Genomic DNA, 24,396 nt, shown 5'->3' with positions numbered 1-24,396 from the left:
GCGCCGGGGCCACACCGCCCCGGTCAGCCCGCCGGGTCGGGGCGCACCGCCCCCAGGATCGGGTGCACCGCCATCGGGGAGACCGTGACCTTCTCGCCCGTCCTCGGGGCCTGGACCACCTTGCCCTCGCCCAGGTACAGCGCCACGTGCGTCGCCTCCGGGAAGTAGACCACCAGGTCACCGGGGCGCAGCTCGCCCAGCGGGATGTGCCGCAGCCGCGCCCACTGCTCCTCGCTGGTGCGCGGGATGGGGGTGCCCGCGTGCTCCCACGCCTTGGACGTCAGCCCCGAGCAGTCGTACGTCCCGGGCCCCTCCGCCCCCCACTCGTACGGCTTCCCGAGCTGCCGCAGCGCGTAGTCGACCGCCCTGCCGCCCTGGTCCGACGGCTGCCGGACGGTGCTCACCGCGCCGGACGTCACCAGCTTCCGCTGCTCCCTGTCGACGCCCCGCCGCTCGGCGTCGGCCAGTTCCGTGAGCTGCTGCGGCGTCAGCGCGGCGAGCAGGGCCTCCACGTCCCGCAGCCCGCGCCGGACGTCCTCACGGTCCCGCTGCTGCCTGCGGGCCAGCGCGAGCTGGTCGTCGAGCGCCTTGCGGGCCTTGCGCGCCAGGTCGTCCGCCTTCCGCTCGTCGCCGGTCAGCCGCCCCAGCGCCTCGGCGCGCTCCCGGGCCACCTGCCCGATGACGTGCCCCTGGTCCAGGGCCTGCTGCGGATCGCGGGCCAGCAGCAGCCGCAGGTAGGGGGAGAGGCCCGAGGTGCCCTGGTACTGCTGGCGGGCGAGGCGTCCGGCGGCGCCCTTGCTGTCGCGCAACGAGAGCCGCACGCGCGTCAGTTCACGGTCCAGGCGGGCCACCTCGGCGCGTCCGCGCCGCAGCCGCTCGGCGGTGCCGTTGTAGGTCTCGGTGGCCTGCTCGGCGGTCCGGTACCGCTTCTGAAGCTCCGTCAGCAGCTCGGCGACGGAGCGGTTCGCGAGGTCCGGCGCGGCGGCCGGGCCGGGGAGGCCGTCGGCCTCCGGGGCGGGCAGGGGGTCGTCCGGCCCGGCGGACGGAGCACCGGCGTCGGCGGGGAGAGGGCCGGCGCCGGGCCCGGGGCCGAGCCGCACACCGAGGCCGGTGCCGACGCCGACGCCGAGACCGGGACCGGGGACGGCCGCCGCGGGGAGCGGGGCGAGGACCGCGCAGGCCGTCGCCGCCGCCGTACAGACCAGACGCAGAAGCCTTCCTGACACGTCATCACCTCCGGTGCGCAGCGGCCCGTCCGCTCCGCATCGCGAGCATCAGGTGCGATCGCCGGTCGCGCGCGCCGGGTGCGCGCTTCGGCCCAACCACATCACCCTCCGGTGTCGACCCGCCCACGGACTCGGCGTGTCATCGGCCCGCGGGGCGGAAGGGGTGCACGGGGTGGCGCCGGGACGCGCGTGGACGACCGGGCCGCCCGCGCCTGCGCCCGGGGTCTCGGCCGGTCACAGGGCCGCCCTCTCGGTGCGCTGAGGTCGGCCGGTCGGGCTGCCGGTGCGCGCGTCGGGGCCTCGGCCGGTCATGGGGTCGCCCTCGCGTCGGGGCCGCGGCGGTCGAAGGGGTCGCCCTGGCTACCGGCCCCGGCCAGTCATAGGGCCGTCCCTCCGCCCCCCCCGGAAGTCGGCCGGTCGAGGGGGGCGTCCCCTCCGGTCCCGGACGTCAGTCGGTCGGGGCGTCCGGGGCCGTCCCGTCGCGCGGGGACGGCTTGCTCCAGGGCCAGCGCGGGCCGCCGCGCCCGCGGCCCTCCGGGTCGAAGACGTACTTCCAGCCCTGCGGCACGCCCAGCCGCCTGCTGTGGCCGCGCGCGGTCCGCCGGTAGACCAGCACGGTGGGCGGGCCCCCACCGGCGTCCGGGACGGGAATGCGGTAGGTCTTGGGCGGATGCCCGGTCGGGCCCAGCAGCACGGGCAGCACCCGGCCGTCCATCGGCCCGCCCTCGAAGGGGGTGTCCTGTCTCTTCACCGCTCCAGTGTCAGACATCCCCCGCCAGCGCGTGCACCAGCGCGGCGGTCTGCGGGTCCCGGGCCGCGGTCGCGGTCAGCACCGCCGCGAACTGGTCGACCAGCCAGTCCCGCAGCTCGTCCAGCGGCGGCTGCTTCCCCTCGTCGAGCCAGATCAGCGACGCCGCCTCGACGGAGGTGATCCACACCCGCACGGTCATCCGCAGCCGGGGCCCCGGCTCGGCGGCGTCCAGATGGCTGAGGATGTGCTCGGCCGCGGCCCTGCGCACCCCGTCGACGATGGCCGTCGTGCGGGACGTCTCGACGACGCTGCCGCCCTGGAGCAGCGCGCTGAACCCGGCGTCGTGCTGGTCGACGAAGGCGAGGTACCGGTCGAGGGCGCGGCCGAGCCTGCTCAGCAGCGGGCCCTCGCGCGGCTCGTCGAAGCAGTGCCGCAGCTCCTCGGCGGCGGAGCGCAGGGCGGCCTCGTACAACTGCTGCTTGCCGCCGGGGAAGTAGCGGTAGACCAGCGGTCGCGACACCCCGGCCGCCTCCGCCACGTCGTCGAGCGAGACGTCCTCGGGGACGCGGTGCGCGAAGAGGCCGAGCGCGGCGTCGAGCAGCTGACCGCGGCGCTCCTCGACGCTGAGGCGGCGGTAGGCGGGGGTCGGGGCCGGGGGCGTCATGCTCCGCAGCGTAACCGGACCCCCGGCGCCGGCCGCGTCGGCGGTCGTGACTAGGCCAGCAGCCCGGACGACTTCCACAGGCGCCGTCCGGCACCGCGCAGCACGCCGATGTCGTCCAGGAAGTCGGTCAGCCGCTTCGAGCCGTTCTGCATGACCTCCCTGCGGTGCCCGCTGGCCTTCACCTGGGCCACCGCCGCCCGCCGGTCGAGGCCGACGTTCGTGTAGACCTCGGGGTTGACGAACGCCACCGAGAAGACCCGGGCGAACTCCCCCGAGGTGACCCGGGTGAACTCCTGCGACCACTTCGGGGCCGTCACCATCTGGCGGCGCAGCTCCTCGCGGGCGTACCGGACGTGACGGGCCTCCTCCACGACGTGGATGCGGGTGACCCCGCGGACCAGGGGCTGCACCCGCTCGTCGGGGAAGGTCAGCCGCTGCATCCAGTCCAGCACCTCCTCGCCCAGCAGGGTCGCGGTGAAGGAGCCGGGGGTGGTCGAGATGGTCTTGAACAGCCTGCCCAGGTTCTGGTGGGCGCGGCTGACCGGGTACCAGGGGGTGCCGCCGCGCGAGATGAGCCGCGCGAACATCTTGGAGTGGCGGCACTCGTCCTCGATCTCGGTGAGCGCGTACCGCACGTGCGCGCTGGTCGCCGACTTGTCGTAGATGTGCCGGACCAGCAGCTGCATCAGGATCAGCTCGAACCAGATGCCGAGGGAGGCGAGCGCGGCGGCCTCGTGCTGGGAGAGCAGCAGCCGCTGCTCCTCGCTCATCCGTTTCCACATCGGGGTGCCGTACAGCGAGACCAGCTCCGGCGGCCAGAACCACTTGCCCTCCTCGAAGGGCGCGTCCCAGTCCAGCTCCTTGTCGGGGTCGAAGGAGTGCTTGGCGGATGAGGCGAGCAGTCGCTCGGCCACCTGCTCCCGGTCCTTGAGCAGACCGAGCGCGTCGCGCAGTCCTTCCAGCGCCTCGGTTTCCGTCAGGGTCGTCATGGTTCTCCCACCTTGTTACCCGGGGTCACATCCGCCGACTCTTATGAGACTGCTTGTCAGCAAGACCGTCAATCCCTCGTGCGTGAGGAGTTGGTGGGGAGTGCGGCGACCACGCGGCGGGCGGAGGGGGCTGGGGTCGGGGGTGACGCCGCACGGAGGGGGCGCCGGGGCCGGGGGGTGTGACGCCGTGCGGTGGTTCGGCCGGGCTGGTGCGCGAAGGCCCGGTTGTGCGGCCGTACGGCCATTCGCCCCGATGCAGTAGCGTTTCAGCGTGTCCATGCCGCCACCGCCCCAGAACCCGCACGGCCAGCAGCCGTCCCAGGACCCCTACGGCCAGCAGCCGCCCGCCCAGGGCCCCTACGGTCAGCAGCCGCCGCCCCCGCCGGCTCCCTACGGTCAACAGCCGCCGCAGCAGGGCCCGTTCACCCCTCCGCCCGGTCAACCGCCGTACGGCGCGGCCCCCTACCCGCAGCAGCAGCCGCCCTACGGCTGGGGCGCCCCCATGGCGCCGCCGCCCAGGAAGCGGCGCACCGGGCTGATCCTCGGCATCGTCGGCGGGGCGGTCGCGCTCGTCGTCGTGGGCGTCGTGCTGCTCGCGGTGATCGGCTCCAAGGTCGCCGACAAGGCCCTGCCCGAGGCGAAGTTCACGCTCGACCTGCCCCGCACGCTGGTCGACGACAGCTACGAACTCTCCGAGGACCTCTCGCGGTCCGAGGGGAAGTCGATCGTCGACGAGGCGGACGGCGCCTGGGACGCCAAGGTCGACGGGGCCGCCGTCGGCCGCTACAGCCTCGGCGGCGACGAGACGAAGGGCACCCTGGTGGTGTCCGGCATGTACGGCCGGTTCATGAACACCGACCTGGCCCGCAGGAACATGATGAAGGGCGCCGCCCAGGGCGCGGGCGCCAAGGTGGCCGTCCCGCCGAAGGACTTCCACCCCGGGGGCGCGGACGGCGTCACCGTCACCTGCGAGGTCCTCACCCAGGTGCAGGCGGGGACCGAGCTGACCCTCCCGGTCTGCGGCTGGACCGACGAGAACACCGGTGCCTCGATCGCCGAGGTCACCGCCGAGTCCGTCGTCAAGGACCCGGCCGACATCGACCTGGAGAAGGCGGCGGCGACCACCCTCAAGGTCCGCTCGGAGATACGCAAGGCGATCGACTGAGGAACGGCGGGGCCCGGCCTCCACGCCCGCCGGGCCCCGCCCTCCGGACCCCGTCCCCTGGTCGGACCCCGTCCCCTGGTCGGTCCACGGGCCTTGGTCGGTCCACGGGCCCTGGGCTCAGTTCGCCGGGGACCTCAGAACCGCCTCCATCACCGCCTTCGCGATCGGCGCCGCCACCCCGCCGCCGGTGATGTCCCCGCGGACCGCCGACGCGTCCTCCACCACCACGGCCACCGCGACCCGCGGCTGCACGTCCCGCTCGCCCTGCGCCCAGGAGACGAACCAGGCGTACGGGGTACCGGAGTTGCCCACGCCGTGCTGCGCGGTGCCGGTCTTGCCGCCGACGACGGCCCCGGGGATGGCCGCGTTGGTGCCGGTGCCCTCGCTCACCACGCCCTCCATCAGCTCCCGCATCCGCATCGCCGTCGCCGGGCTCATCACCTGCCGCACCGGCCGGACACCCGGCGTCCCCACGGTGTTCCCGTCGTCCGTGGTGGTCCGCTCCACCAGGTAGGGCCGCCGCAGCAGCCCGTCGTCGGCGACGGCCGCCGACACCATCGCCATCTGCAACGGCGTCGCCCGCGTGTTGTACTGCCCGATCGACGACAGCGCGAGCTGCGCCCGGTCCACCGAGGTGTCGAACGTGGAGCGGGCCACCGCGAACGGCACCCGCAGCCCGCCCTCGTTGAACCCGAACGCCTGCGCCGTGGCCGCCATCCGGGACACCCCCACGTCCACCCCGAGCTTCGCGAACACCGTGTTGCAGGACCACTCGAACGCGGCCCGCAGCGGAGCGTCCTCGCAGCCGTCGCCCTCGTTGGTCAGCGCGGTCGTGGTGCCGGGCAGGGTGTAGGGGACGGGGGAGCGGGTCGCCGCGTCGAGATCGGTCACCGTGCCGCTGTCCAGCGCCGCCGCGGCCGTCACCACCTTGAAGGTCGAACCCGGCGGATACGTCTGCCGGATCGCCCGGTTGAGCATCGGCTTGTCCGGGTCCCGGTTCAGCCGCGCCCAGGCCCGCCCGGTCGACCCCGCGTTCCCCGACAGCTCCGCCGGGTCGTACGACGGCGTCGACACCAGCGCGAGGATGCGCCCGGTCGACGGCTCCACCGCGGCCACTGCGCCCTTGCGCCCGCGCAGCCCGCCGTACGCGGCCCGCTGCGCCGCCGCGTCGAGGGTCGTGACGACGTCGCCGCCCGGGGTCAGCCGCCGGGTCAGGTCGTTCCACAGCGGGAACGGGGTCAGCAGCGGGTCGGTGCCGGACAGCAGCGGGTCCGCCGCGTGCTCCAGGAACGTCGTCCCGTACACCTGCGAGGAGAACCCGGTCACCGGCGCGTACAACGGCCCGTCCCGGTACGTGCGTTCGTAGCGGAGCTGCTCACCGGTGTCCCGCGAGCCCGTGATCCGCTCCCGGCCCACCAGGATGTCGCCGCGCGGCCGCTCGTAACGGGCGATCGCGGAACGGCGGTTGGCCGGGTTGTCGTCGTAGGCGCGCGCCTCGAAGACCTGGACCCGGGCCGCGTTGACGAGCAGCGCCACCAGCAGCAGCGCGCACAGCACCGCCGGATGCCTGATGTACCTGGTCATGACGTGGACCGCCCTTCGCCCTGACCGCGCGCCGAGTCGCTCACCCGGATCAGCAGCGCCACGATCGCCCAGTTGGTGACGACGGACGAGCCGCCCTGCGCCAGGAACGGCATCGCCATGCCGGTCAGCGGGATCAGCCCGGTCACCCCGCCCGCGATCACGAACACCTGGAGCGCCACGATCGACGCGAGCCCCACCGCGAGGAGCCGCCCGAACGGGTCGCGCAGCGCCAGCCCGGCCCGGAAACCGCGCTCCACGAGCAGGCCGTAGAGCAGGAAGATCGCGGAGAGTCCGGCGAACCCCAGCTCCTCTCCCGCGGTCGCCAGGATGAAGTCCGACTTGGTCGCGAAACCGATCAGCACGGAGTGCCCGAGACCGAGCCCGGTGCCCAGGACACCGCCCGCCGCGAACGCGAACAGCGACTGCGCGAGCTGGTTGGGGCCCTGGCCCGCGTCGATCGACGCGAACGGGTGCAGCCAGTCCTCCACCCGGCTGTGCACGTGCGGCTCCAGCCAGCCGACGGCCACCGCGCCGAACGACGCCAGCACCAGACCGACCGCGATCCACCCGGTGCGCCCGGTCGCGACGTACAGCAGCACCACGAACAGCCCGAAGAACAGCAGCGAGGTGCCGAGGTCGCGCTCCAGGACCAGCACCCCGACGTTCAGCAGCCAGACGGCGACGATCGGGCCGAGCACCCGCCCGGTGGGCAGTTGGACCCGCCAGACCCGACGGCCGGTGTAGGCGAGCGCGTTGCGGTTGGCCGCGAGGTAGGCGGCGAAGAAGACGGCCAGCAGCACCTTCGCGAACTCGCCCGGCTGGATGGAGAATCCGGCGATCCTGATCCAGATCCGCGCGCCGTTCACCGCCGGGAAGAAGATGGGCAGGATGAGCAGGGCGAGCGCGGCGGCCACGCACACGTAGGCGTACCGCTGGAGCGTGCGGTGGTCGCGCAGCAGCAGCACGACCACCGTGAACAGGGTCACCCCGAGGGCGGACCAGACCAGTTGGGTGGGGGCGGCCGGATCGGCCGGGGTCTCCAGGTCGAGCCGGTAGATCAGCACCAGGCCGAGACCGTTGAGGAGCACGCCGATCGGCAGCAGCAGGGGGTCCGCGCAGGGCGCGCGCAGCCGGACGGCGATGTGCGCGAGGAGCGCCAGCACACCGAGCCCGGCACCGTAACCGGCCGCGCCGGGCGGGAGGTTGCCGTTCTTCGCGAGGCCGACCGCGCAGTAGCCGTACACGGAGAGCAGGACCGCCAGGACGATGAGCGTGAACTCGATGCCACGGCGCCGGGGGAGGGGACCGGGGCGGCTGCCGGGTCCGCCTCGGCCACGGTGGTTCCGGCGTTGGTCATGTCCGGAACCTACCCAAAGAGGCGTTCTGCTCGGCTCAGGGCGTCAGCACCAGCGTGGCGTCCGCTCGGTGTCGATGTAGCGGGCCGAGCCCCAGGCCCAGGTGCCGTCGGTGAGCAGGTACCAGAGGCGGGTGCCCTCGACATACTGCCCCTTCGTCTGGCAGTCGATCGGGACCCGCTCGCCGCGGTGGGCGACCCGGATCACCTCGCTGTGCCGGTCAGGACGGCTGCGCAGCAGCAGCTCGCTCGCCGTCACCCTGCCCCAGGTGCGGTGCGGACGGTTGGCGTCGCCGCTCCCGTCGTGACGGCTGTGGCCGCCGCCGTCGCCGTCCCAGCCGTCGTCCGCGACGGCCGGGGCGGCGGCGGCCGAGGCGACGAGCACGCCCGCGGCGGTGGCTATGGCGAGGCGGGTGAGCGAGGAGCGCAGGGACATGGGGCACCTCCGTGAAAAGGACGAAGCCGACTGATCGCCACCCTAGGAGCCCCCGCCGCCCCCCGCTCCTCACACTGGGCCATCGGAGCCCCGCCACCCGCACCCGACGGAGAGGGGGGCACGGGAGCGGGGCACGCCGGTGACGGGAGTGACGGGGGCGGGACACCGGAAACGCCGGTGACGCTGGAGGCCGTCAGCCGTCAGCCGTCAGCCGTCAGCCGGTGCCGTTGCCGGTGCCGCTGTCCCCGCCGGTGCTGTCACTGGGGCCCTCGCCACCGCTGCCGCCGCCGTCCGTGCGGTCCGCACTGCGCTCCGCACTGCCGTCCGCGGTGCTGCCAGCGACGGGATCCGCGGTACGGGTACGCTCCGCGCCGCCGTCCACGGACCCGGGCAGGGTCAGCGTGGCCACCGCGCCCCCGCTCCGCCGCGCGCCCCCGCCCGCACCCTTTCCCGCCGCTCCCCGGCCGTCCTCCGCACCGCTCGCCCCCTCCGTGAGGTCCGCGTCCGCGTCGCCGGTGCCGGGCGGCGCGTTGCCGAACTCCAGGCGGGCGCCCAGCACTTCGGCCTGGCCGAGGGCGATGGTCAGCCCGAGGCCGTGCCCGGTCGCGCCGCCCTCGGTGCGGAACCGCTGCGGCCCGTGCGCGACCAGGTACCCGGGATAGCCGTCCCCGTGGTCCCGCACGGTGACGACGGGCCCGTCGACCGTCAGCACCACCGGCCCCCGCCCGTGCCGGTGCGCGTTCGCGACGAGGTTGCCGAGCACCCGCTCCAGCCGCCGCCGGTCGGTCTCCACGCGCGCGTCCCGCACCACGACGACCTCGGTCTCCCCGGCGCCGGTCTGGGCCGCCGCCCGCACCACGCGCCCGGCCACCGCGCCGAGCGCCTCGGTGTCCAGGTCGAGCCGCTCCCGCCCGGTGTCCAGGCGGGAGATCTCCAGCAGGTCCTCGGTGAGGGTGCGCAGCGCCGCCACCCGGTCCCGCACCAGCTCGGTCGGGCGGCCGGGCGGCAGCAGTTCGGCCGCCGCGTGCAGCCCGGTCAGCGGGGTGCGCAGCTCGTGGGCGACGTCCGCGGTGAACCGCTGCTCGCTCAGCAGCTTGCCCTGCAACGACGCAGCCATCGAGTCCAGCGCGACGGCGACGGCGGCCACCTCGTCCTGCGGTCGCGACGGTTCCCGGGCCAGCGGGTCGTCCACCCGCGCGTCCAGGTCGCCCGCGGTGATCCGCCGCGCGACCCGGGCGGTAGCGTGCAGCCGCCGGGTCACCCGGGTCACCGCGAACGCCCCCACCAGCAGCGTCGCCCCGATGGCGAGCAGCGACGACCACAGGATCGCGCGGTCGAGCCCGGCGATGGTCCGGGACTGCTGCGCGTAGTCGACCTCGACGGCCAGCGCGCGGTCGTGGTCGGCGGGCCCGGCCGCCCACATCGTCGGCCGCCCGTCCACCTCGCCGACGAGCGTGCCGCGCTCCCCGCCCACCGCGAGGGCGCGCAGCGAGGCGGGCAGCAGCGGCGGATCGACGGCGGCGCCGGGGGCCAGGGTGTCACCGGCCTCGTACGCCTCGGTCGCGTCTGCCAGCCGGGAGAGCGCGGTCGCGCGGGCCTCGCCGACGGTCTGGTGGGTGACGGAGACGTGCACCAGGACGCCGAGCAGCGCGGCGAGCGCGCAGCACATCACGGTGATGAAGAGGGCCGACTTCACGGCGAGCGCCCCGGCCCACTGGGGGAGCGCGACCTTCATCGCGCGCTCGCGAAGCGTCCGGACGACGGCGGCGGCGAGGACGCCGAAGAAGGCGAGGAGGACGGCGAAGATGGGGCCGAGAACGGCGGGGATGCCGGGGTTGCCGGGGACGGCGGGGATGCCGGGGACGGCGGGGATGTTGGGGACGGTGGGGGAGCGGGGCGCCGGGGCGGCGGGGCGGCGGTGTGCCCCTCGCGCCCGATGCGGATCATCTCGTCGTGGGTGAGGAGCATGAGGTGCTGGTCGGGGTCCCAGGTCCACTGGAAGCGGTACTCGTAGTCCGAGATGTCGGACGGCGCGTGGATGATCACCGACCGCCCGGCCAGCTCGACGGAGCTGATCGCGTCGTCGTTGGACATGACCTGGACCAGTTGTCCCGAGGCGACCGTGTACACGCGGACGGCCGTCTGGTCCCCCGGCAGCAGCCGGAACCCCAGGGTCAGCTCCTCGCGCCCGTCGCCGGTGAGGTCGCGGTAGTACGGCGTGAGGACCGGGCACCGCCCGTGCCCGGCGCCGTCGCCGCAGTCGGCCGTCCGGCGGGCGGTCTCCCGGTAGGCCGCTTTCGGACTGGTGTACGCATTCGGGTGCTGCCGGATCTCCGCCCGGACGACCGCCACCGGGTCCACCCGGCGGATGTCGCCGCCGGGCACGGTGACGCCCCGCATCACCTCGGACCGGCCGTCGTCGTAGTTCCAGGCCGGACTGGACGCGGGCGCGAGATCCGGCCACAACCGGGCCGGACTGGTCGCGGTGGGCGTCGCGCCCGCGCTCTCCAGCTCGCCCGCGTCGCCGCAGCCGACCGCGGCCGCGGCCAGCAGGCCGGCGGCCAGCAGGGCACGCACGGGGCGGAAGCGGGGCACGGTACTCCAGTGGCCGGAAGAAGGGAGGTGACCCGGTACACCCTATTCGTCCGCTACTCGGTCAGCTCCTCCAGCAGTCGCGCGGTGGGCAGACCGGCCCGCAGGTAGTCGACGAACAGGTCGTTGTGCAGGGCCCACGGCGACCGCCTGGTCCTGATCAGCCGGATCGCCTCCTCCGTGGAGCACCCGCCGCGGACCAGGGTGTGCGCCACCACGAGACCGGACCGGTTGTAACCGTGGTAGCAGCGGACCAGCACCTGGCGCCCCTCGTCCAGCGCCTCGTGCGCGGCCCGCGCGAGCCTGATCACCCCGGTCAGCTGCGTCCCGTCCAGCGGACCGTCGGGAATCGGCCACACATGGTGCTCCACACCGGGATCGGGACCCAGCCCCGGCAGCCTCAGCAGACTCTGGACGAGATCGAACTCGTCGCGGACGACGGCGAACTCCCGCTCTCCCGAACTCCCCCTGAACTCGTGCCCGCCCATCCACAGGCCGGGCACGATCTCGCTCCACGGGGCGTCCGGAGCCGGTACGTCGGGTTGCTTCCTGCGGGTACGCAACAACGCCTCCCCCACTGCACCTCAACCGTCCTCAAAGGTAACCGCGTTCTTGCCTCTGGAGCACCCCGCCTGTTCCCATGGTCGGGGGGTGATGCCGGATGAGCGCACTGCGAGTCGTACCGGCCCGGCGGCACGGACAGGAACGGCTCTACGTCTGCCTCACCGACGGCAGGAACGTCGCCTGGTACGACAGGGAGACGGCCAGGGTCAACCTCCTCAGCGAGGCCGACAGGGCCGACGTCCTGGAGGCCCTCGGCCCCTTCCTCACCGGCCGCTACACGGTAGGGCCGCCCCCGGTCCCCACCGCCGCCGACCTGATCAGGCTCTCCCTCCACCCGGACGACGACCTGGCGCCCAACCGTCCGGGCGAGGCCCTGCACACCGCCCTGGACCGCGCCCCCGCCGCCCCGCACCGGCTGCGCCCCGACCCGCGCCGCCGGGCGCTGGAGGCGGAGCAGGCGGTCGGCGGCGCGCTGGACGCCCTGGAGGGCGCGGGCTGGCGCACCCTGCACTCGATCACGCTCCCCGGCGGCGACCGCGTCCACCACCTCGCCATCGGCCCCGGCGGCCTCTACGCCGTCCACACCCTGTACGCCCGCAGACAGCGGGTGACCGTCGCCGACCCCCTGGTCACCGTGGGGCGCCGGGACACCCGCCCGCTGCCGCGCCGGGCCCGTGCGAACGCGGCCCGCGTCTCCTACGCCCTGACGGCCGAGGTGCGTCCCGTGCTCGCCGTCTACGCCGCGGCAGGGATCGCCGTCTCCCCTTCGCCGCGCGGTCTGCGGGTGCTGCGCGAGACCGAGCTGGAGACGGCCCTGGCCAAGGCGGGGGCGTCCCTGAAGCCGTCCGACGTGGAGGCGCTCCACGCGATGGCCAGAGACCGGGGAACATGGCGCGGGGCATGAGAATCCGCGGCCTCCCCGCGGCCTTCAGCCGGTCGGCGGGACGGTTCCGGTGCCGGGGCCGGTCGTGAGGAGCGGCGCGAGCAGATCCCCGAACCGCCGCAGCCGCTCCGGGATGTCGTCGGCCGCGAAGGCGAGCTGCCCCGGGTCGCGGCACTCCTCGACCTCCTGCCAGGTGACGGGCGCCGAGACGGTCGGCTCGTCGCGGGCGCGCAGGGTGTACGGGGTGGCGGTGGTCTTCCGGCCGGCGTTCTGACTCCAGTCGACGAAGACCTTCCCGGCCCGCAGACTCCGCGTCATCCGGTGCAGGACCTGCCGGGGCATGGCCCGCTCGGCCTCCAGGGCCAGCCGCTTGGCATAGGCGCTGACCTCGGCGGACGACGCCCCGCGCACCCCGGCGAGCAGATGCAGCCCCTTGGCCCCCGAGGTCTTGGCGTACGCCTCGATCCCGTCCGCGCGCAGCCGCTCCCGCAGCCACACGGCGACGGCACAGCACTCGACGACGCTCGCGGGCGCCCCCGGGTCGAGGTCGAAGACGATCCGGTCGGCCTCCCCGGGCGCCGCGAGAACCCACTGCGGGGTGTGGAACTCGGTGACCAGGTTGGCGGCCCACATCAGCGCCGCCAGATCGTCCAGGACGACCATTCGCGCGGGGCCCTCCGACCGCGGCACCTCGGCGGTGGTGACCCACTCGGGGGTACCGGGCGGAACGTTCTTGGTGAAGAACCGCTGGCCGCCCGGCCCGTCCGGGTACCGCAGGAACGAGACGGGCCGGTCCCGCAGATGCGGCAGCAGCACGTCGGCGACGACCGCGTAGTAGTGCAGCACCTCGCCCTTGGTGAACCCGGTGGCGGGATAGAGGACCTTGTCCAGATTGCTGACGGAGAGCCGTCTCCCCGCCACGATGGTGATGGGCGACATAAACTAAGAATCCCACGCAGAAGCCGCGTAACACCGGCAGACCTCCTCCACGCGAAGGACGGGCACGTGAGATCCATATGGAACGGCGCCATCTCGTTCGGCCTGGTCAGCATCCCGATCAAGCTGGTGAACGCGACCGAGAGCCACTCGATCTCCTTCCGGCAGATCCACACCGAGGACGGCGGCCGGATCAGGTACCGCAAGTTCTGCGACCTGGAGGACCGCGAGGTCTCGGCGGCGGAGATCGGCAAGGGGTACGAGGACGCCGACGGCAGCATCGTGGCGATCACCGACGACGACCTGGCGAGCCTGCCGCTGCCGACGGCGAAGACGATCGAGATCGTGGCGTTCGTCCCCGCGGACCGCATCGACCCGCTCCAGATGGACGCCGCGTACTACCTCGCGGCGGGCGGCGCCGCCGCGGCGAAGCCGTACACCCTGCTGCGCGAGGCGCTCAAGCGCAGCAACAAGGTGGCGATCGCCAAGTACGCCCTGCGCGGCCGGGAGCGTCTCGGGATGCTGCGGGTGGTGGAGGACGCGATCGCGATGCACGCCCTGCTGTGGCCCGACGAGGTCCGCGCCCCCGAGGGAGTGGCCCCGGAGACCGACGTCACGGTCAACGACAAGGAACTCGACCTGGCGGACGCCCTGATGAACACGCTGGGCGAGGTCGAGCTGACGGACCTGCACGACGAGTACCGGGAGGCCCTGGAGGAGGTCCTGGCGGCGAAGGCGACGGGGGACACCCCGCCGTCCCTGCCCGAACACACGGGCGCGGGCAAGGTGCTCGACCTGATGGCGGCGCTGGAGAAGAGCGTCAAGGACGCGAAGGAGACGAGGACGGAGGAGGCGGAGGTGAAGCCCCTCCACCCCCAGAAGAAGACCGCCCGCACCCCGAAGACCCCGGAGCCCAAGAAGTCGACATCGACAAAGAGAACGACAAAGAAGGCAACACCCCCGAAAAAATCGACGGCATCAACAAAAAAGACAACAGCAAAGAAAACAGCAACACCCCCAAAAAAGACAACCCCACGCAGAAAATCAGCGTGACCGAGGACCTCGCCCGAAGACCGGGACAACCTCGTGGACGTGCGCGGGCAGCATCATCTGTGCGGTCGCCCGTGGACAGCTGAGGTCGGTCATGGAGGCGAGCCGCAGGGCCATGCGGCAGGTGGTCACTGGGTGATGAGCGGCCGCAGCGCTGGGCTTGAGAAACTGGATCTTCTATCTGATTCACCACGTGATCACCGCAAAAGACCTACTCGCGGCACCAATCGCCCTGTAGATACGCGAAGACCCCGTCATCAGCGCTACCGCTGATGACGGGGTCTTCGGGCACTCCTTGCGAAGTGCCCCCGGCAGGATTCGAACCTGCGCACACGGCTCCGGAGGCCGTTGCTCTATCCCCTGAGCTACGGGGGCGTGTCCGCTGCCTTGCTTGGCGGCGACGGGTAGAACCCTACCAGCTCCTTCGGGGTGTTCATGAACGGGTTTACCGGCGTCGCCGCGCCCTTCCCCGCCTGGTCCGGCGGGGTCGCCGTGCCGTCGGACTCCTGCCCCGCCGGCCCTGGTTCCCACCCCAGCCGTCCTGCCGCCGGCTTCCCCCCTCAAGGGGTGGAAGTGAGGAAAAGCCGGACGCGGTGGGGCGTCGCGACCTACTCTCGAGTTGTGCCAGGAGCGTCGGGCCGGGTGCTTGTTGTGGACGACAACAAGGTCATCCGGCAGTTGATCAGGGTCAATCTCGAACTCGAGGGGTTCGAGGTCGTGACCGCGGCCGATGGTGCCGAGTGTCTCGACGTCGTTCACCAGGTGCGGCCGGACGCCGTCACCCTGGACGTCGTCATGCCCCGGCTGGACGGTCTGCGGACCGCCGCCCGGCTGCGTTCCGACCCTCGGACCCATGACCTCCCCCTCGCCATCATCAGCGCGTGCACCCCCTTCGAGGTCGACAGCGGTCTCGACGTGGGCGTCGACGCCTTCCTCCCCAAACCCTTCGAACCCGCCGAACTCGTGCGGCTCGTCACGCGGTTGGTCCACTCCCGGCGGCTCCAGAGGGAGCAGCAGGACCCGCGTGACGGTTCCGACAGCCGCGAGGACCGTGGCGAGGCGGAGGACCGGGACGGCCTCGGCGCCGACGTCCTCGAACTGGGGGAGACCGAGCGGGCCGGGCACTCCGGGGGCTGAACCCCCGCGAGCGGAGCCGCTCCGGTCGGCGCCTCGTCGGTCCGGTCCCGCGTCACACCTCCGCCGCCCGCGCCTTCACCCTTCCGGGGGCGCTCCCACCACCCGGTGCGCCCCCTCCCCGTCCACATCTCGGGACCCCCGTGAAACGGGTCGCGTGATCACCCCCCTTCTCCCCTACGCTGGATCCGTGACCTCCGTCGACCTCTCCCGTACCGTGCTGCGCGCGGTGCGGCGTGCCGTCGATGACGGGGTGCTGCGCGTCGCCGTTCCGGAGCGGGTCGTCGTCACCGTTCCCGGGGCCGGCGGGTGGGGGGACTACGCCACCAACGTCGCGCTCCAGCTCGCCCGGCCCGCCGGGCAGCCCCCGCTGCGGGTCGCCGAACTCCTGCGGCCCCGGCTGGTCGGCCTCGACGGCATCGACGACGTCGTCGTCACCGGTCCCGGGTTCCTGAACATGCGGCTGCGGGACAGCGTCTCCGCCGACCTCGTCGCCGACGTCCTGCGGCACGGGTCCCGGTACGGGTTCGCTCCGAGTGGTGCCCCCGGTGGCTCCGACGGCTCCTCGCAGGTGCTGCTCTGCCCCGGTGACGTCCGTTCCGTCGTCGTCACGGACGTCGTCGCCCGGTTGCTGCGCGCGCAGGGCGCCGTCGTGCGCGCTCGGTGTCCCGACGGGGCACCCGGGGGCGCGTGGACCGACGCGCTCCGGGTCGATGCCGCTCTCTTCCGCGACGACGTCCCCGCGGGGAAGAGCGGGCCGGAGCATCCGGTGCGGGTCCGGCGCTGCTCGGGGGATCCCCTCGTGCTCGGGCGGGACGCCGGGCGGTGGGCCCTGCTGCATCCCGCCCCGCAGGACCGCGTCCGGCTCGGCGGCGAGCACCTGGTGCAGCGGGAGAGCAACCCCCTGTTCCGCGTCAGGTACGCGCACGCCCGCGCCCGTGCCGTCCTGCGGGGCGGCTCCGACCTCGGGCTCCGCCCGCTCCCCGGCGACACCGGTGCCGCCGACGCGGAGCTGCTCGCGCTGCTCGCCGACCACCCGCGGGTGCTGCGCCGCGCCGCGGACACCCGCGCCCCCGACCGGCTCACCCGGCACCTCGTCGCCGTCGCCGACGCCTCGCTGCCGCTGCTCGCCGACGTGCTGCCGCGCGGCGACGAGAAACCCTCGGCCGCCCACCGTGCCCGGCTCGCGCTCGCCGAAGCCGCCGGGGCGGTGCTCGCCGGTGGCCTGTCCCTGCTCGGCATCGACGCACCCGACCACCTCTGAGTCACCCATGGCCACCGCCGACGCCCTCACACCGCCGTGAGCCCCCGCGCGCGCCCTGAGCACAGAGAACCCGTAGAGAGCCAGAGAGCCCAGTCATGAGCCGTTCCGCACACCCCGCCGGTCCCCGGCACGCCGACGTCCTGCCCGAGGGGCACTACTCCGCGCCGCCCACCGACCTCAACTCCCTCGACCCGAAGGTCTGGTCGCAGACCGTCGAGCGGAACGCGGACGGGGTCGTCACCGTCGGCGGCGTCGACGTCAAGGCGCTCGCCGAGGAGTTCGGCACCCCCGCCTACGTCCTGGACGAGGCGGACTTCCGCGCCCGCGCCCGCGCCTGGCGGACCGCGTTCGGGGCCGACGCCGACGTCTTCTACGCGGGCAAGGCGTTCCTGTCCCGGGCCGTCGTGCGCTGGCTGCACGAGGAGGGGCTGAACCTCGACGTCTGCTCCGGAGGCGAACTGGCCACCGCGCTCTCCGCCGGGATGCCCGCCGAGCGGATCGCCTTCCACGGCAACAACAAGTCGCCCGAGGAGATCGAGCGCGCCGTGCGCGCCGGGGTCGGGCGGATCGTCCTCGACTCCTTCCAGGAGATCGTGCGGGTCGCGCACATCGCGCGGTCGCTCGGCAAGCGGCAGCCGGTGCAGATCCGCGTCACCGTCGGCGTCGAGGCGCACACCCACGAGTTCATCGCGACCGCCCACGAGGACCAGAAGTTCGGCATCCCGCTGGCCGGCGGGCAGGCCGCCGAGGCGGTCCGCAGGGCGCTGCAGCTCGACGGCCTCGACGTCATCGGCATCCACTCGCACATCGGCTCGCAGATCTTCGACATGTCCGGCTTCGAGGTCGCCGCGCAGCGCGTCGTCGGACTGCTCAAGGACGTCCGCGACGAGCACGGCGTCGAACTGCCCGAGATCGACCTCGGCGGCGGCCTCGGCATCGCCTACACCAGCGACGACGACCCGCGCGAGCCGCACGAGATCGCCAAGGCGCTGCACGAGATCGTCACGCGCGCGTGCGAGGCCGCGCGGCTGCGCACGCCCCGCATCTCGGTCGAGCCCGGCCGCGCGATCGTCGGCCCCACCGCCTTCACGCTGTACGAGGTGGGCACCACCAAGCAGCTGGAGGGGCTGCGCACCTACGTCTCCGTCGACGGGGGCATGTCCGACAACATCCGCACCGCGCTCTACGACGCCGAGTACAGCGTCGCCCTGGTCTCCCGGACCAGCGACGCCGGACCGATGCTCGCCCGCGTCGTCGGCAAGCACTGCGAGAGCGGCGACATCGTGGTGAAGGACGCGTTCCTCCCCGCCGACCTGGCGCCGGGCGACCTCCTCGCCGTACCGGCGACGGGCGCCTACTGCCGGTCGATGGCCAGCAACTACAACCATGTGCTGCGCCCGCCGGTCGTCGCCGTCCGGGACGGCGAGGCGCGGGTCGTCGTGCGCCGGGAGACCGAGGAGGACCTGCTGCGGCTCGACGTCGGCTGACCGGGCCGGGGCCGGTCTCCCAGGCGGAAGATCTGCGGTCCAGGGCCCACGGCAAAATGGAATAAACGTCTCACAATCCGGACCCGGCGCAGAAAGTCCCGTCCGGTGAGTGAGACTGGTCCCACCGTAGACGGTATGAGGAAACGAGGTCGGATGATGCGTACGCGTCCGCTGAAAGTGGCGCTGCTGGGCTGTGGAGTGGTCGGCTCAGAGGTGGCGCGCATCATGACGACGCACGCCGCCGACCTCGCCGCCCGGATCGGCGCCCCGATCGAGCTGGCCGGGGTCGCCGTGCGGCGCCCCTCCAAGGTGCGCGAGGGCATCCCGGCCGAGCTGGTCACCACGGACGCCACCGCGCTCGTCAAGCGTGGCGACATCGACGTCGTCGTCGAGGTCATCGGCGGCATCGAGCCCGCCCGCTCGCTCATCACCACCGCCTTCGAGCACGGCGCCTCCGTGGTCTCCGCCAACAAGGCGCTGCTCGCACAGGACGGCGCCGCTCTGCACGCGGCGGCCGGCGAGCACGGCCGCGACCTGTACTACGAGGCCGCCGTCGCCGGTGCCATCCCGCTGATCCGCCCGCTGCGCGAGTCCCTCGCCGGGGACAAGGTCAACCGGGTCCTCGGCATCGTCAACGGCACCACCAACTTCATCCTCGACAAGATGGACACCACCGGCGCCGGGTACCAGGAGGCCCTGGACGAGGCGACCGCGCTGGGGTACGCCGAGGCCGACCCGACCGCCGACGTCGAGGGCTTCGACGCCGCCGCCAAGGCCGCCATCCTCGCCGGGATCGCCTTCCACACCCGGGTGCGCCTCGACGACGTCTACCGCGAGGGCATGACGGAGGTGACCGCCGCCGACTTCGCCTCCGCCAAGAACATGGGCTGCACCATCAAGCTGCTGGCCATCTGCGAACGGGCCGCCGACGGCGCCTCGGTCACCGCGCGCGTGCACCCCGCGATGATCCCGCTGACCCACCCGCTGGCCTCCGTGCGCGGCGCGTACAACGCCGTCTTCGTCGAGTCCGACGCGGCCGGGCAGCTGATGTTCTACGGTCCGGGCGCCGGTGGCGCCCCGACCGCCTCCGCCGTGCTCGGCGACCTCGTCGCCGTGTGCCGCAACCGTCTCAACGGCGCGACGGGACCGGGCGAGTCGGCGTACGCGGCGCTGACCGTGTCGCCGATGGGTGACGTCGTCACCCGCTACCACATCAGCCTCGACGTCGCCGACAAGCCCGGCGTCCTGGCGCAGGTGGCCACCGTCTTCGCGGAGCACGGGGTGTCGATCGACACCGTCCGGCAGAAGGGCAAGGACGGCGAGGCATCGCTCGTCGTCGTCACCCACCGCGCGTCCGACGCCTCCCTCAGCGGGACCGTCGAGGCGCTGCGCAAGCTCGACACCGTGCGGGGTGTCGCCAGCATCATGCGGGTTGAAGGGGAGTAACGAGCAATGACCCACCAGTGGCGCGGAATCATCGAGGAGTACCGGGACCGGCTGCCCGTCTCCGACAGCACGCCGGTCGTGACGCTCCGCGAGGGCGGCACGCCGCTCGTCCCCGCGCAGCTCCTCTCCGAGCGCACCGGCTGCGAGGTCCACCTGAAGGTGGAGGGCGCCAACCCGACCGGCTCCTTCAAGGACCGCGGGATGACGATGGCCATCACCCGGGCCAAGGAGGAGGGCGCGAAGGCGGTCATCTGCGCCTCCACCGGCAACACGTCGGCGAGCGCCGCCGCGTACGCGGTGCGGGCCGGGATGGTCTGCGCCGTGCTGGTCCCGCAGGGCAAGATCGCGCTCGGCAAGATGGGCCAGGCCCTCGTGCACGGCGCGAAGATCCTCCAGGTCGACGGCAACTTCGACGACTGCCTCACGCTGGCCCGCTCGCTCAGCGACAACTACCCGGTGGCGCTGGTCAATTCGGTCAACCCGGTGCGCATCGAGGGCCAGAAGACGGCCGCCTTCGAGATCGTCGACATGCTCGGCGACGCCCCCGACATCCACGTGCTGCCGGTCGGCAACGCGGGCAACATCACCGCGTACTGGAAGGGCTACCGCGAGTACGCGGCCGACGGCATCGCCACCAGGACCCCGCGGATGTGGGGCTACCAGGCCTCCGGCAGCGCCCCGATCGTGCGCGGCGAGGTGGTCAAGGACCCCTCGACGATCGCCACCGCGATCCGCATCGGCAACCCCGCCTCCTGGCAGTACGCGCTGGCCGCGCGGGACGAGTCGGGCGGCCGCATCGACGAGGTGACGGACCGTGAGATCCTGCGCGCCTACCGGCTGTTGGCGGCGCAGGAGGGCGTCTTCGTGGAGCCCGCGTCGGCCGCGTCGGTCGCCGGTCTGCTGAAGGCCGCCGAGGAGGGCAGGGTCGACCCGGGCCAGCGCATCGTCTGCACCGTGACCGGCAACGGGCTCAAGGACCCCGACTGGGCCGTGGCCGGTGCCCCGCAGCCGGTGACCGTCCCGGTCGACGCGGTGACGGCGGCCGAGCGCCTCGGTCTGGGCTGACCGCTCCGTCCCCGGGGTGCTCCGGGCGAGGCGCCGAGCCGCTTCGCCGGGGGCGCTCCGGGCGGACCCGGGACGGGAAAGCGCTGGGAAAGGGGCACGAGGGGCTTACGACACGCATCGTGCGCCTCCTGTGCGCCCTATGTCGCCACAGAACCTTCCTTCGATAGGCTGTACCGAACCCGCCCGCAGCATATGCCTCCGCATATCCGCGGTGCCTCGCCGTTTCCGCGGCCCCTGGGTCTCCCCGTACGTATCGAATGTCATCGAGTGTCTTCGACAATCACGCAGCTCAAGGAGAGTCATCGAGCGATGGCCGGTCCCGCCTTCCGCGCCGCCGCCGTCCGGGTGCGCACCCCCGCCACCAGCGCCAACCTCGGTCCCGGCTTCGACGCCCTCGGCCTGTCGCTGGGGCTCTACGACGACGTGGTCGTCCGGGTGGCCGACTCAGGGCTGCACATCGACATCGCCGGTGAGGGCGGCGCGACGCTGCCCCGCGACGAGAACCACCTGCTCGTCCGCTCCCTGCGCACCGCCTTCGACCTGCTGGGCGGACAGCCCCGGGGCCTGGAGATCGTGTGCGCCAACCGCATCCCGCACGGCCGCGGCCTCGGCTCCTCGTCGGCCGCGATCTGCGCCGGCATCGTCGCCGCCCGTGCCGTGACGATAGGCGGCGAGTCCAGGCTCGACGACGCCGCGCTGCTGGAGCTGGCCACCGAGATCGAGGGGCACCCGGACAACGTGGCCGCCTGCCTGCTCGGCGGGTTCACGCTCTCCTGGATGGAGTCGGGCGCCGCGCGCGCGATCAGGATGGAGCCCGCCGATTCCATCGTTCCGGTGGTTTTCGTGCCGGGCAAGCCGGTGCTGACGGAGACCGCGCGCGGTCTGCTGCCGCGCTCCGTGCCGCACGTCGACGCCGCCGCCAACGCGGGCCGGGCCGCGCTGCTCGTCGAGGCCCTCACCCGCCGTCCCGAACTGCTGCTGCCCGCCACCGAGGACCGGCTGCACCAGGAGTACCGCGCCCCGGCGATGCCGGAGAGCGCGGCGCTGGTGGAGCGGCTGCGGGTCGACGGCGTGCCGGCCGTCATCTCCGGCGCGGGCCCCACGGTCCTCGCGCTGGCGGACGCGGCGAGCGCCGACAAGGTCGCCCATCTGGCGGGCGAGGGCTGGGCCGCGAACCGGTTGCAGCTCGACGCCCGGGGAGCGAGCGTGCTCCCGCTTGCGCCCTGACACCCGGTTGCCGGATTTCGAGAGGGGGAATGTTTGTTGGATCCGGTAGTGTTAATCTCAAGTCTGCACCCGACCCCACCATGGCGAGGTGCTTCGTGTCCCCGTCCGGGACAGACATTCTTCCGGGAGCCTCCCAAGCCGCACGGTGTTCCGTACGACGTACCTGAGCGGTACCTCGTGCGTCGGCACTGAGCGACTTGCCGGGCACGCTCCGGAACTGGTGCGACCAAGCCTCGTGACACGGACACTCGGTGCCACGTCTTCGGGAAGCGCCATCACCAGAAATTTCCTCCGCCGCCAAGGCGGTACACCGCCCCGGCACGGTCCACACAGCAAGGACCGCAGCCGGACAGCACAACCGGTCGCCGAGCCAGACAGGCCGACGTCCGCTCCAGGGAAGGACCCTTCGTGAGCGACACCACCGATCTGATGGGCGCGCGTGTCGAGGAGACCGCTGCCGCGCCCGCCACGGACGCCTCCGCGCCTGCCACCGGTGCCGGCTCCCGGCGGCGCCGCGGTACCGGCCTCGACGGCATGGTGCTGGCCGAGCTTCAGCAGGTCGCCTCGGGCCTCGGCATCAGGGGCACCGCGCGGATGCGCAAGAGCCAGCTGATCGAGGTCATCAAGGAGGCGCAGGCGGGCGGCTCGGCCGCTCCGGCCAAGGCCGACGCCGCCCCCGAGACCAAGCCGAAGCGCCGGGCCACCTCCAAGGCCCGCACCGGCGAGGAGTCCGCCGCCGTCGCGGAGAAGAAGGCGGCCGCCGAGGCCCCCGCCGACAAGGCCGCGGCCCAGCAGCAGATCGACATCCCCGGCCAGCCGGCCGGCGGCCCCTCGCGCGCGGGCGACGCCGAGCGCGCCGGGGACGACGCTCCCGCCGAGCGCCGTCGCCGCCGTGCCACCGCCGACGCGGGCAGCCCCGCGGGCGCCGAGAACGCCGCCGAGGCCAAGAGCGAGCCGAAGGCCGAGGCGCAGGGCGACGCCGGGGACGCCGAGGGCCGTGGCCGCCGCGACCGCCGGGACCGCGACCGCGGCCGGGACCGCGACCGCCGCGGCAAGGGCGACGACCAGCAGGGCCAGGGCGGCCAGGGTCAGGGCGGCCAGCGCCAGCAGCAGGGCGGCGGCCGTCAGGACCGGCAGGAGCGCCAGGACCGCGGCAACGGCCCGCAGGACCGCAACAACGGCCCGCAGGACGACGACGACTTCGAGGGCGGCCGCCGTGGCCGTCGCGGCCGCTACCGCGACCGCCGCGGTCGCCGTGGCCGTGACGACGTCGCCGAGCCGCAGGTCGCCGACGACGACGTGCTGATCCCCGTCGCGGGCATCCTCGACATCCTCGACAACTACGCGTTCATCCGCACCTCCGGCTACCTGCCGGGCCCGAACGACGTGTACGTCTCCCTCGCGCAGGTCCGCAAGAACGGTCTGCGCAAGGGCGATCACGTCACCGGCGCGGTCCGGCAGCCGAAGGAGGGCGAGCGCCGCGAGAAGTTCAACGCGCTGGTCCGCCTCGACTCCGTCAACGGCATGGCGCCCGAACACGGCCGCGGGCGGCCGGAGTTCAACAAGCTGACGCCGCTCTACCCGCAGGACCGCCTCCGGTTGGAGACGGACCCGGGCGTGCTGACCACCCGGATCATCGACATGGTGTCGCCGATCGGCAAGGGCCAGCGCGGTCTGATCGTGGCCCCGCCGAAGACCGGCAAGACCATGATCATGCAGGCGATCGCCAACGCGATCACGCACAACAACCCCGAGTGCCACCTGATGGTCGTCCTGGTCGACGAGCGTCCGGAAGAGGTCACCGACATGCAGCGGTCGGTCAAGGGCGAGGTCATCTCCTCGACCTTCGACCGTCCCGCCGAGGACCACACGACCGTCGCCGAGCTGGCCATCGAGCGCGCCAAGCGCCTGGTGGAGCTGGGGCACGACGTCGTCGTCCTGCTCGACTCGATCACCCGCCTGGGCCGCGCGTACAACCTCGCCGCCCCGGCCTCCGGCCGCATCCTGTCCGGTGGTGTCGACTCGACGGCCCTGTACCCGCCGAAGCGCTTCTTCGGTGCGGCCCGCAACATCGAGGACGGCGGTTCGCTGACCATCCTCGCCACCGCCCTGGTGGACACCGGGTCCCGCATGGACGAGGTGATCTTCGAGGAGTTCAAGGGCACCGGCAACATGGAGCTCAAGCTCGACCGGAAGCTCGCCGACAAGCGCATCTTCCCCGCGGTGGACGTCGACGCGTCCGGCACCCGCAAGGAGGAGATCCTGCTCGGTGCCGAGGAGCTGGCCGTGGTCTGGAAGCTGCGCCGGGTGCTGCACGCGCTCGACCAGCAGCAGGCGATCGAGCTGCTGCTGGACAAGATGAAGCAGACGAAGTCCAACGGCGAGTTCCTGATGCAGATCCAGAAGACGACGCCCACCCCCGGCAACGGCGACTGACCGTCCTCACCGGCGCGCAGGCGGCCCCCGTCACCTCGGTGACGGGGGCCGCCTCTTTCGTGCGTCCGGGGCGCCCCGCGGGCGAGACCTCTGCCACATGTGCCCGGGTACGCGGGGGAACGGGACCCGGTGGCACGCGGTGC

The 24,396-nt window shown here is 73.2% G+C and carries 19 protein-coding genes, 1 tRNA gene and 2 pseudogenes; 10 read left to right on the top strand and 12 right to left on the bottom strand.

From position 1 onward, the window contains the following. Nucleotides 1-23: 23 nt before the first annotated feature. The 4 genes from GA0115242_RS31310 to GA0115242_RS31295 form a co-directional block, all read right to left on the bottom strand. On the bottom strand, nt 24-1,226 hold the full coding sequence (locus GA0115242_RS31310) for a C40 family peptidase (RefSeq protein ID WP_256089800.1): 1,203 nt from the start codon (nt 1,224-1,226) through the stop codon (nt 24-26). Between the two features lie 448 nt (nt 1,227-1,674). After that, nucleotides 1,675-1,977: a hypothetical protein gene (locus GA0115242_RS31305; protein WP_093834477.1), complete on the bottom strand. Its 303-nt coding sequence runs from the start codon at nt 1,975-1,977 to the stop codon at nt 1,675-1,677. A 10-nt stretch (nt 1,978-1,987) separates the two neighbouring features. Next, nucleotides 1,988-2,641, bottom strand: coding sequence for a TetR/AcrR family transcriptional regulator (locus GA0115242_RS31300; RefSeq protein ID WP_093834475.1), 654 nt, complete (start codon nt 2,639-2,641; stop codon nt 1,988-1,990). Between the two features lie 50 nt (nt 2,642-2,691). Continuing rightward, nucleotides 2,692-3,630, bottom strand: coding sequence for an AurF N-oxygenase family protein (locus GA0115242_RS31295; RefSeq protein WP_093834473.1), 939 nt, complete (start codon nt 3,628-3,630; stop codon nt 2,692-2,694). A 277-nt stretch (nt 3,631-3,907) separates the two neighbouring features. On the opposite strand from GA0115242_RS31295, the gene GA0115242_RS31290 reads away from it, so the two are divergent. Continuing rightward, nucleotides 3,908-4,795 (top strand): hypothetical protein, encoded by an 888-nt coding sequence (locus GA0115242_RS31290; protein ID WP_202556057.1) that lies wholly within the window; start codon nt 3,908-3,910, stop codon nt 4,793-4,795. Between the two features lie 117 nt (nt 4,796-4,912). Here the strand turns inward: GA0115242_RS31290 and GA0115242_RS31285 are convergent, their stop codons facing one another. The 6 genes and pseudogenes from GA0115242_RS31285 to GA0115242_RS31260 form a co-directional block, all read right to left on the bottom strand. Beyond that, on the bottom strand, nt 4,913-6,379 hold the full coding sequence (locus GA0115242_RS31285) for a penicillin-binding transpeptidase domain-containing protein (RefSeq protein WP_093834469.1): 1,467 nt from the start codon (nt 6,377-6,379) through the stop codon (nt 4,913-4,915). Further along, a pseudogene (locus GA0115242_RS31280) lies at nt 6,376-7,736 on the bottom strand (FtsW/RodA/SpoVE family cell cycle protein). The gene GA0115242_RS31285 and the pseudogene GA0115242_RS31280 overlap by 4 nt, the downstream one beginning before the upstream one ends. Nucleotides 7,737-7,779: 43 nt before the next feature. Beyond that, nucleotides 7,780-8,169 carry an SH3 domain-containing protein gene (locus tag GA0115242_RS31275; protein WP_093834465.1) on the bottom strand — a complete coding sequence of 130 codons (390 nt, stop codon included), beginning with the start codon at nt 8,167-8,169 and terminating at the stop codon, nt 7,780-7,782. Between the two features lie 517 nt (nt 8,170-8,686). Continuing rightward, nucleotides 8,687-9,904, bottom strand: a pseudogene (locus tag GA0115242_RS31270) (histidine kinase dimerization/phospho-acceptor domain-containing protein); the annotation flags it as partial. Next, nucleotides 9,901-10,764, bottom strand: a complete 864-nt coding sequence (locus tag GA0115242_RS31265) for a hypothetical protein (protein WP_093834461.1) — start codon at nt 10,762-10,764, stop codon at nt 9,901-9,903. The pseudogene GA0115242_RS31270 and the gene GA0115242_RS31265, both read right to left, overlap by 4 nt. Nucleotides 10,765-10,817: 53 nt before the next feature. Continuing rightward, entirely contained in the window at nt 10,818-11,324 is a 507-nt protein-coding gene (locus tag GA0115242_RS31260; RefSeq protein WP_093834459.1) for a protein-tyrosine phosphatase family protein, read from the bottom strand. A gap of 98 nt (nt 11,325-11,422) precedes the next feature. On the opposite strand from GA0115242_RS31260, the gene GA0115242_RS31255 reads away from it, so the two are divergent. After that, nucleotides 11,423-12,229 (top strand): nuclease-related domain-containing protein, encoded by an 807-nt coding sequence (locus GA0115242_RS31255; protein WP_093834457.1) that lies wholly within the window; start codon nt 11,423-11,425, stop codon nt 12,227-12,229. Between the two features lie 24 nt (nt 12,230-12,253). Here the strand turns inward: GA0115242_RS31255 and ligD are convergent, their stop codons facing one another. Next, nucleotides 12,254-13,147 (bottom strand): non-homologous end-joining DNA ligase, encoded by an 894-nt coding sequence (ligD, locus tag GA0115242_RS31250; protein ID WP_093834455.1) that lies wholly within the window; start codon nt 13,145-13,147, stop codon nt 12,254-12,256. 66 nt (nt 13,148-13,213) lie between these two features. Between ligD and GA0115242_RS31245 the strand changes: the two genes are divergently transcribed. Further along, the gene (locus tag GA0115242_RS31245; RefSeq protein ID WP_093834453.1) at nt 13,214-14,197 is read left to right on the top strand and encodes a non-homologous end joining protein Ku; all 984 of its coding nucleotides are present in this window, start codon (nt 13,214-13,216) and stop codon (nt 14,195-14,197) included. Nucleotides 14,198-14,497: 300 nt separating this feature from the next. On the opposite strand, the gene GA0115242_RS31240 is transcribed toward GA0115242_RS31245, so the two are convergent. Next, nucleotides 14,498-14,569, bottom strand: a tRNA-Arg gene (locus GA0115242_RS31240). A 267-nt stretch (nt 14,570-14,836) separates the two neighbouring features. On the opposite strand from GA0115242_RS31240, the gene GA0115242_RS31235 reads away from it, so the two are divergent. From GA0115242_RS31235 to rho, 7 genes are all read left to right on the top strand, one after another. Next, nucleotides 14,837-15,331, top strand: coding sequence for a response regulator (locus tag GA0115242_RS31235; RefSeq protein WP_370672334.1), 495 nt, complete (start codon nt 14,837-14,839; stop codon nt 15,329-15,331). Between the two features lie 187 nt (nt 15,332-15,518). After that, nucleotides 15,519-16,592: an ArgS-related anticodon-binding protein NrtL gene (gene nrtL, locus GA0115242_RS31230; protein WP_093834450.1), complete on the top strand. Its 1,074-nt coding sequence runs from the start codon at nt 15,519-15,521 to the stop codon at nt 16,590-16,592. A gap of 95 nt (nt 16,593-16,687) precedes the next feature. Continuing rightward, nucleotides 16,688-18,079, top strand: a complete 1,392-nt coding sequence (gene lysA / locus GA0115242_RS31225) for a diaminopimelate decarboxylase (protein WP_093834448.1) — start codon at nt 16,688-16,690, stop codon at nt 18,077-18,079. Nucleotides 18,080-18,232: 153 nt separating this feature from the next. Further along, a complete protein-coding gene (locus tag GA0115242_RS31220; RefSeq protein WP_093834446.1) occupies nt 18,233-19,525 on the top strand; it encodes a homoserine dehydrogenase in 1,293 nt (430 codons plus the stop codon). A 6-nt stretch (nt 19,526-19,531) separates the two neighbouring features. Beyond that, the gene (gene thrC / locus GA0115242_RS31215) at nt 19,532-20,590 is read left to right on the top strand and encodes a threonine synthase (protein WP_093834444.1); all 1,059 of its coding nucleotides are present in this window, start codon (nt 19,532-19,534) and stop codon (nt 20,588-20,590) included. Nucleotides 20,591-20,899: 309 nt separating this feature from the next. Next, nucleotides 20,900-21,817, top strand: coding sequence for a homoserine kinase (gene thrB, locus GA0115242_RS31210; RefSeq protein WP_093834442.1), 918 nt, complete (start codon nt 20,900-20,902; stop codon nt 21,815-21,817). A gap of 408 nt (nt 21,818-22,225) precedes the next feature. Continuing rightward, on the top strand, nt 22,226-24,253 hold the full coding sequence (gene rho / locus GA0115242_RS31205; protein WP_093834440.1) for a transcription termination factor Rho: 2,028 nt from the start codon (nt 22,226-22,228) through the stop codon (nt 24,251-24,253). The last annotated feature ends 143 nt before the right edge of the window (nt 24,254-24,396 follow it).

The sequence above is a fragment of the Streptomyces sp. SolWspMP-5a-2 genome, assembly GCF_900091845.1.
GTDB lineage: Bacteria > Actinomycetota > Actinomycetes > Streptomycetales > Streptomycetaceae > Streptomyces > Streptomyces doudnae.
The sequence above is the reverse complement of the archived record's forward strand: the minus strand, read 5'-3'. Positions and strand labels throughout refer to the sequence as shown.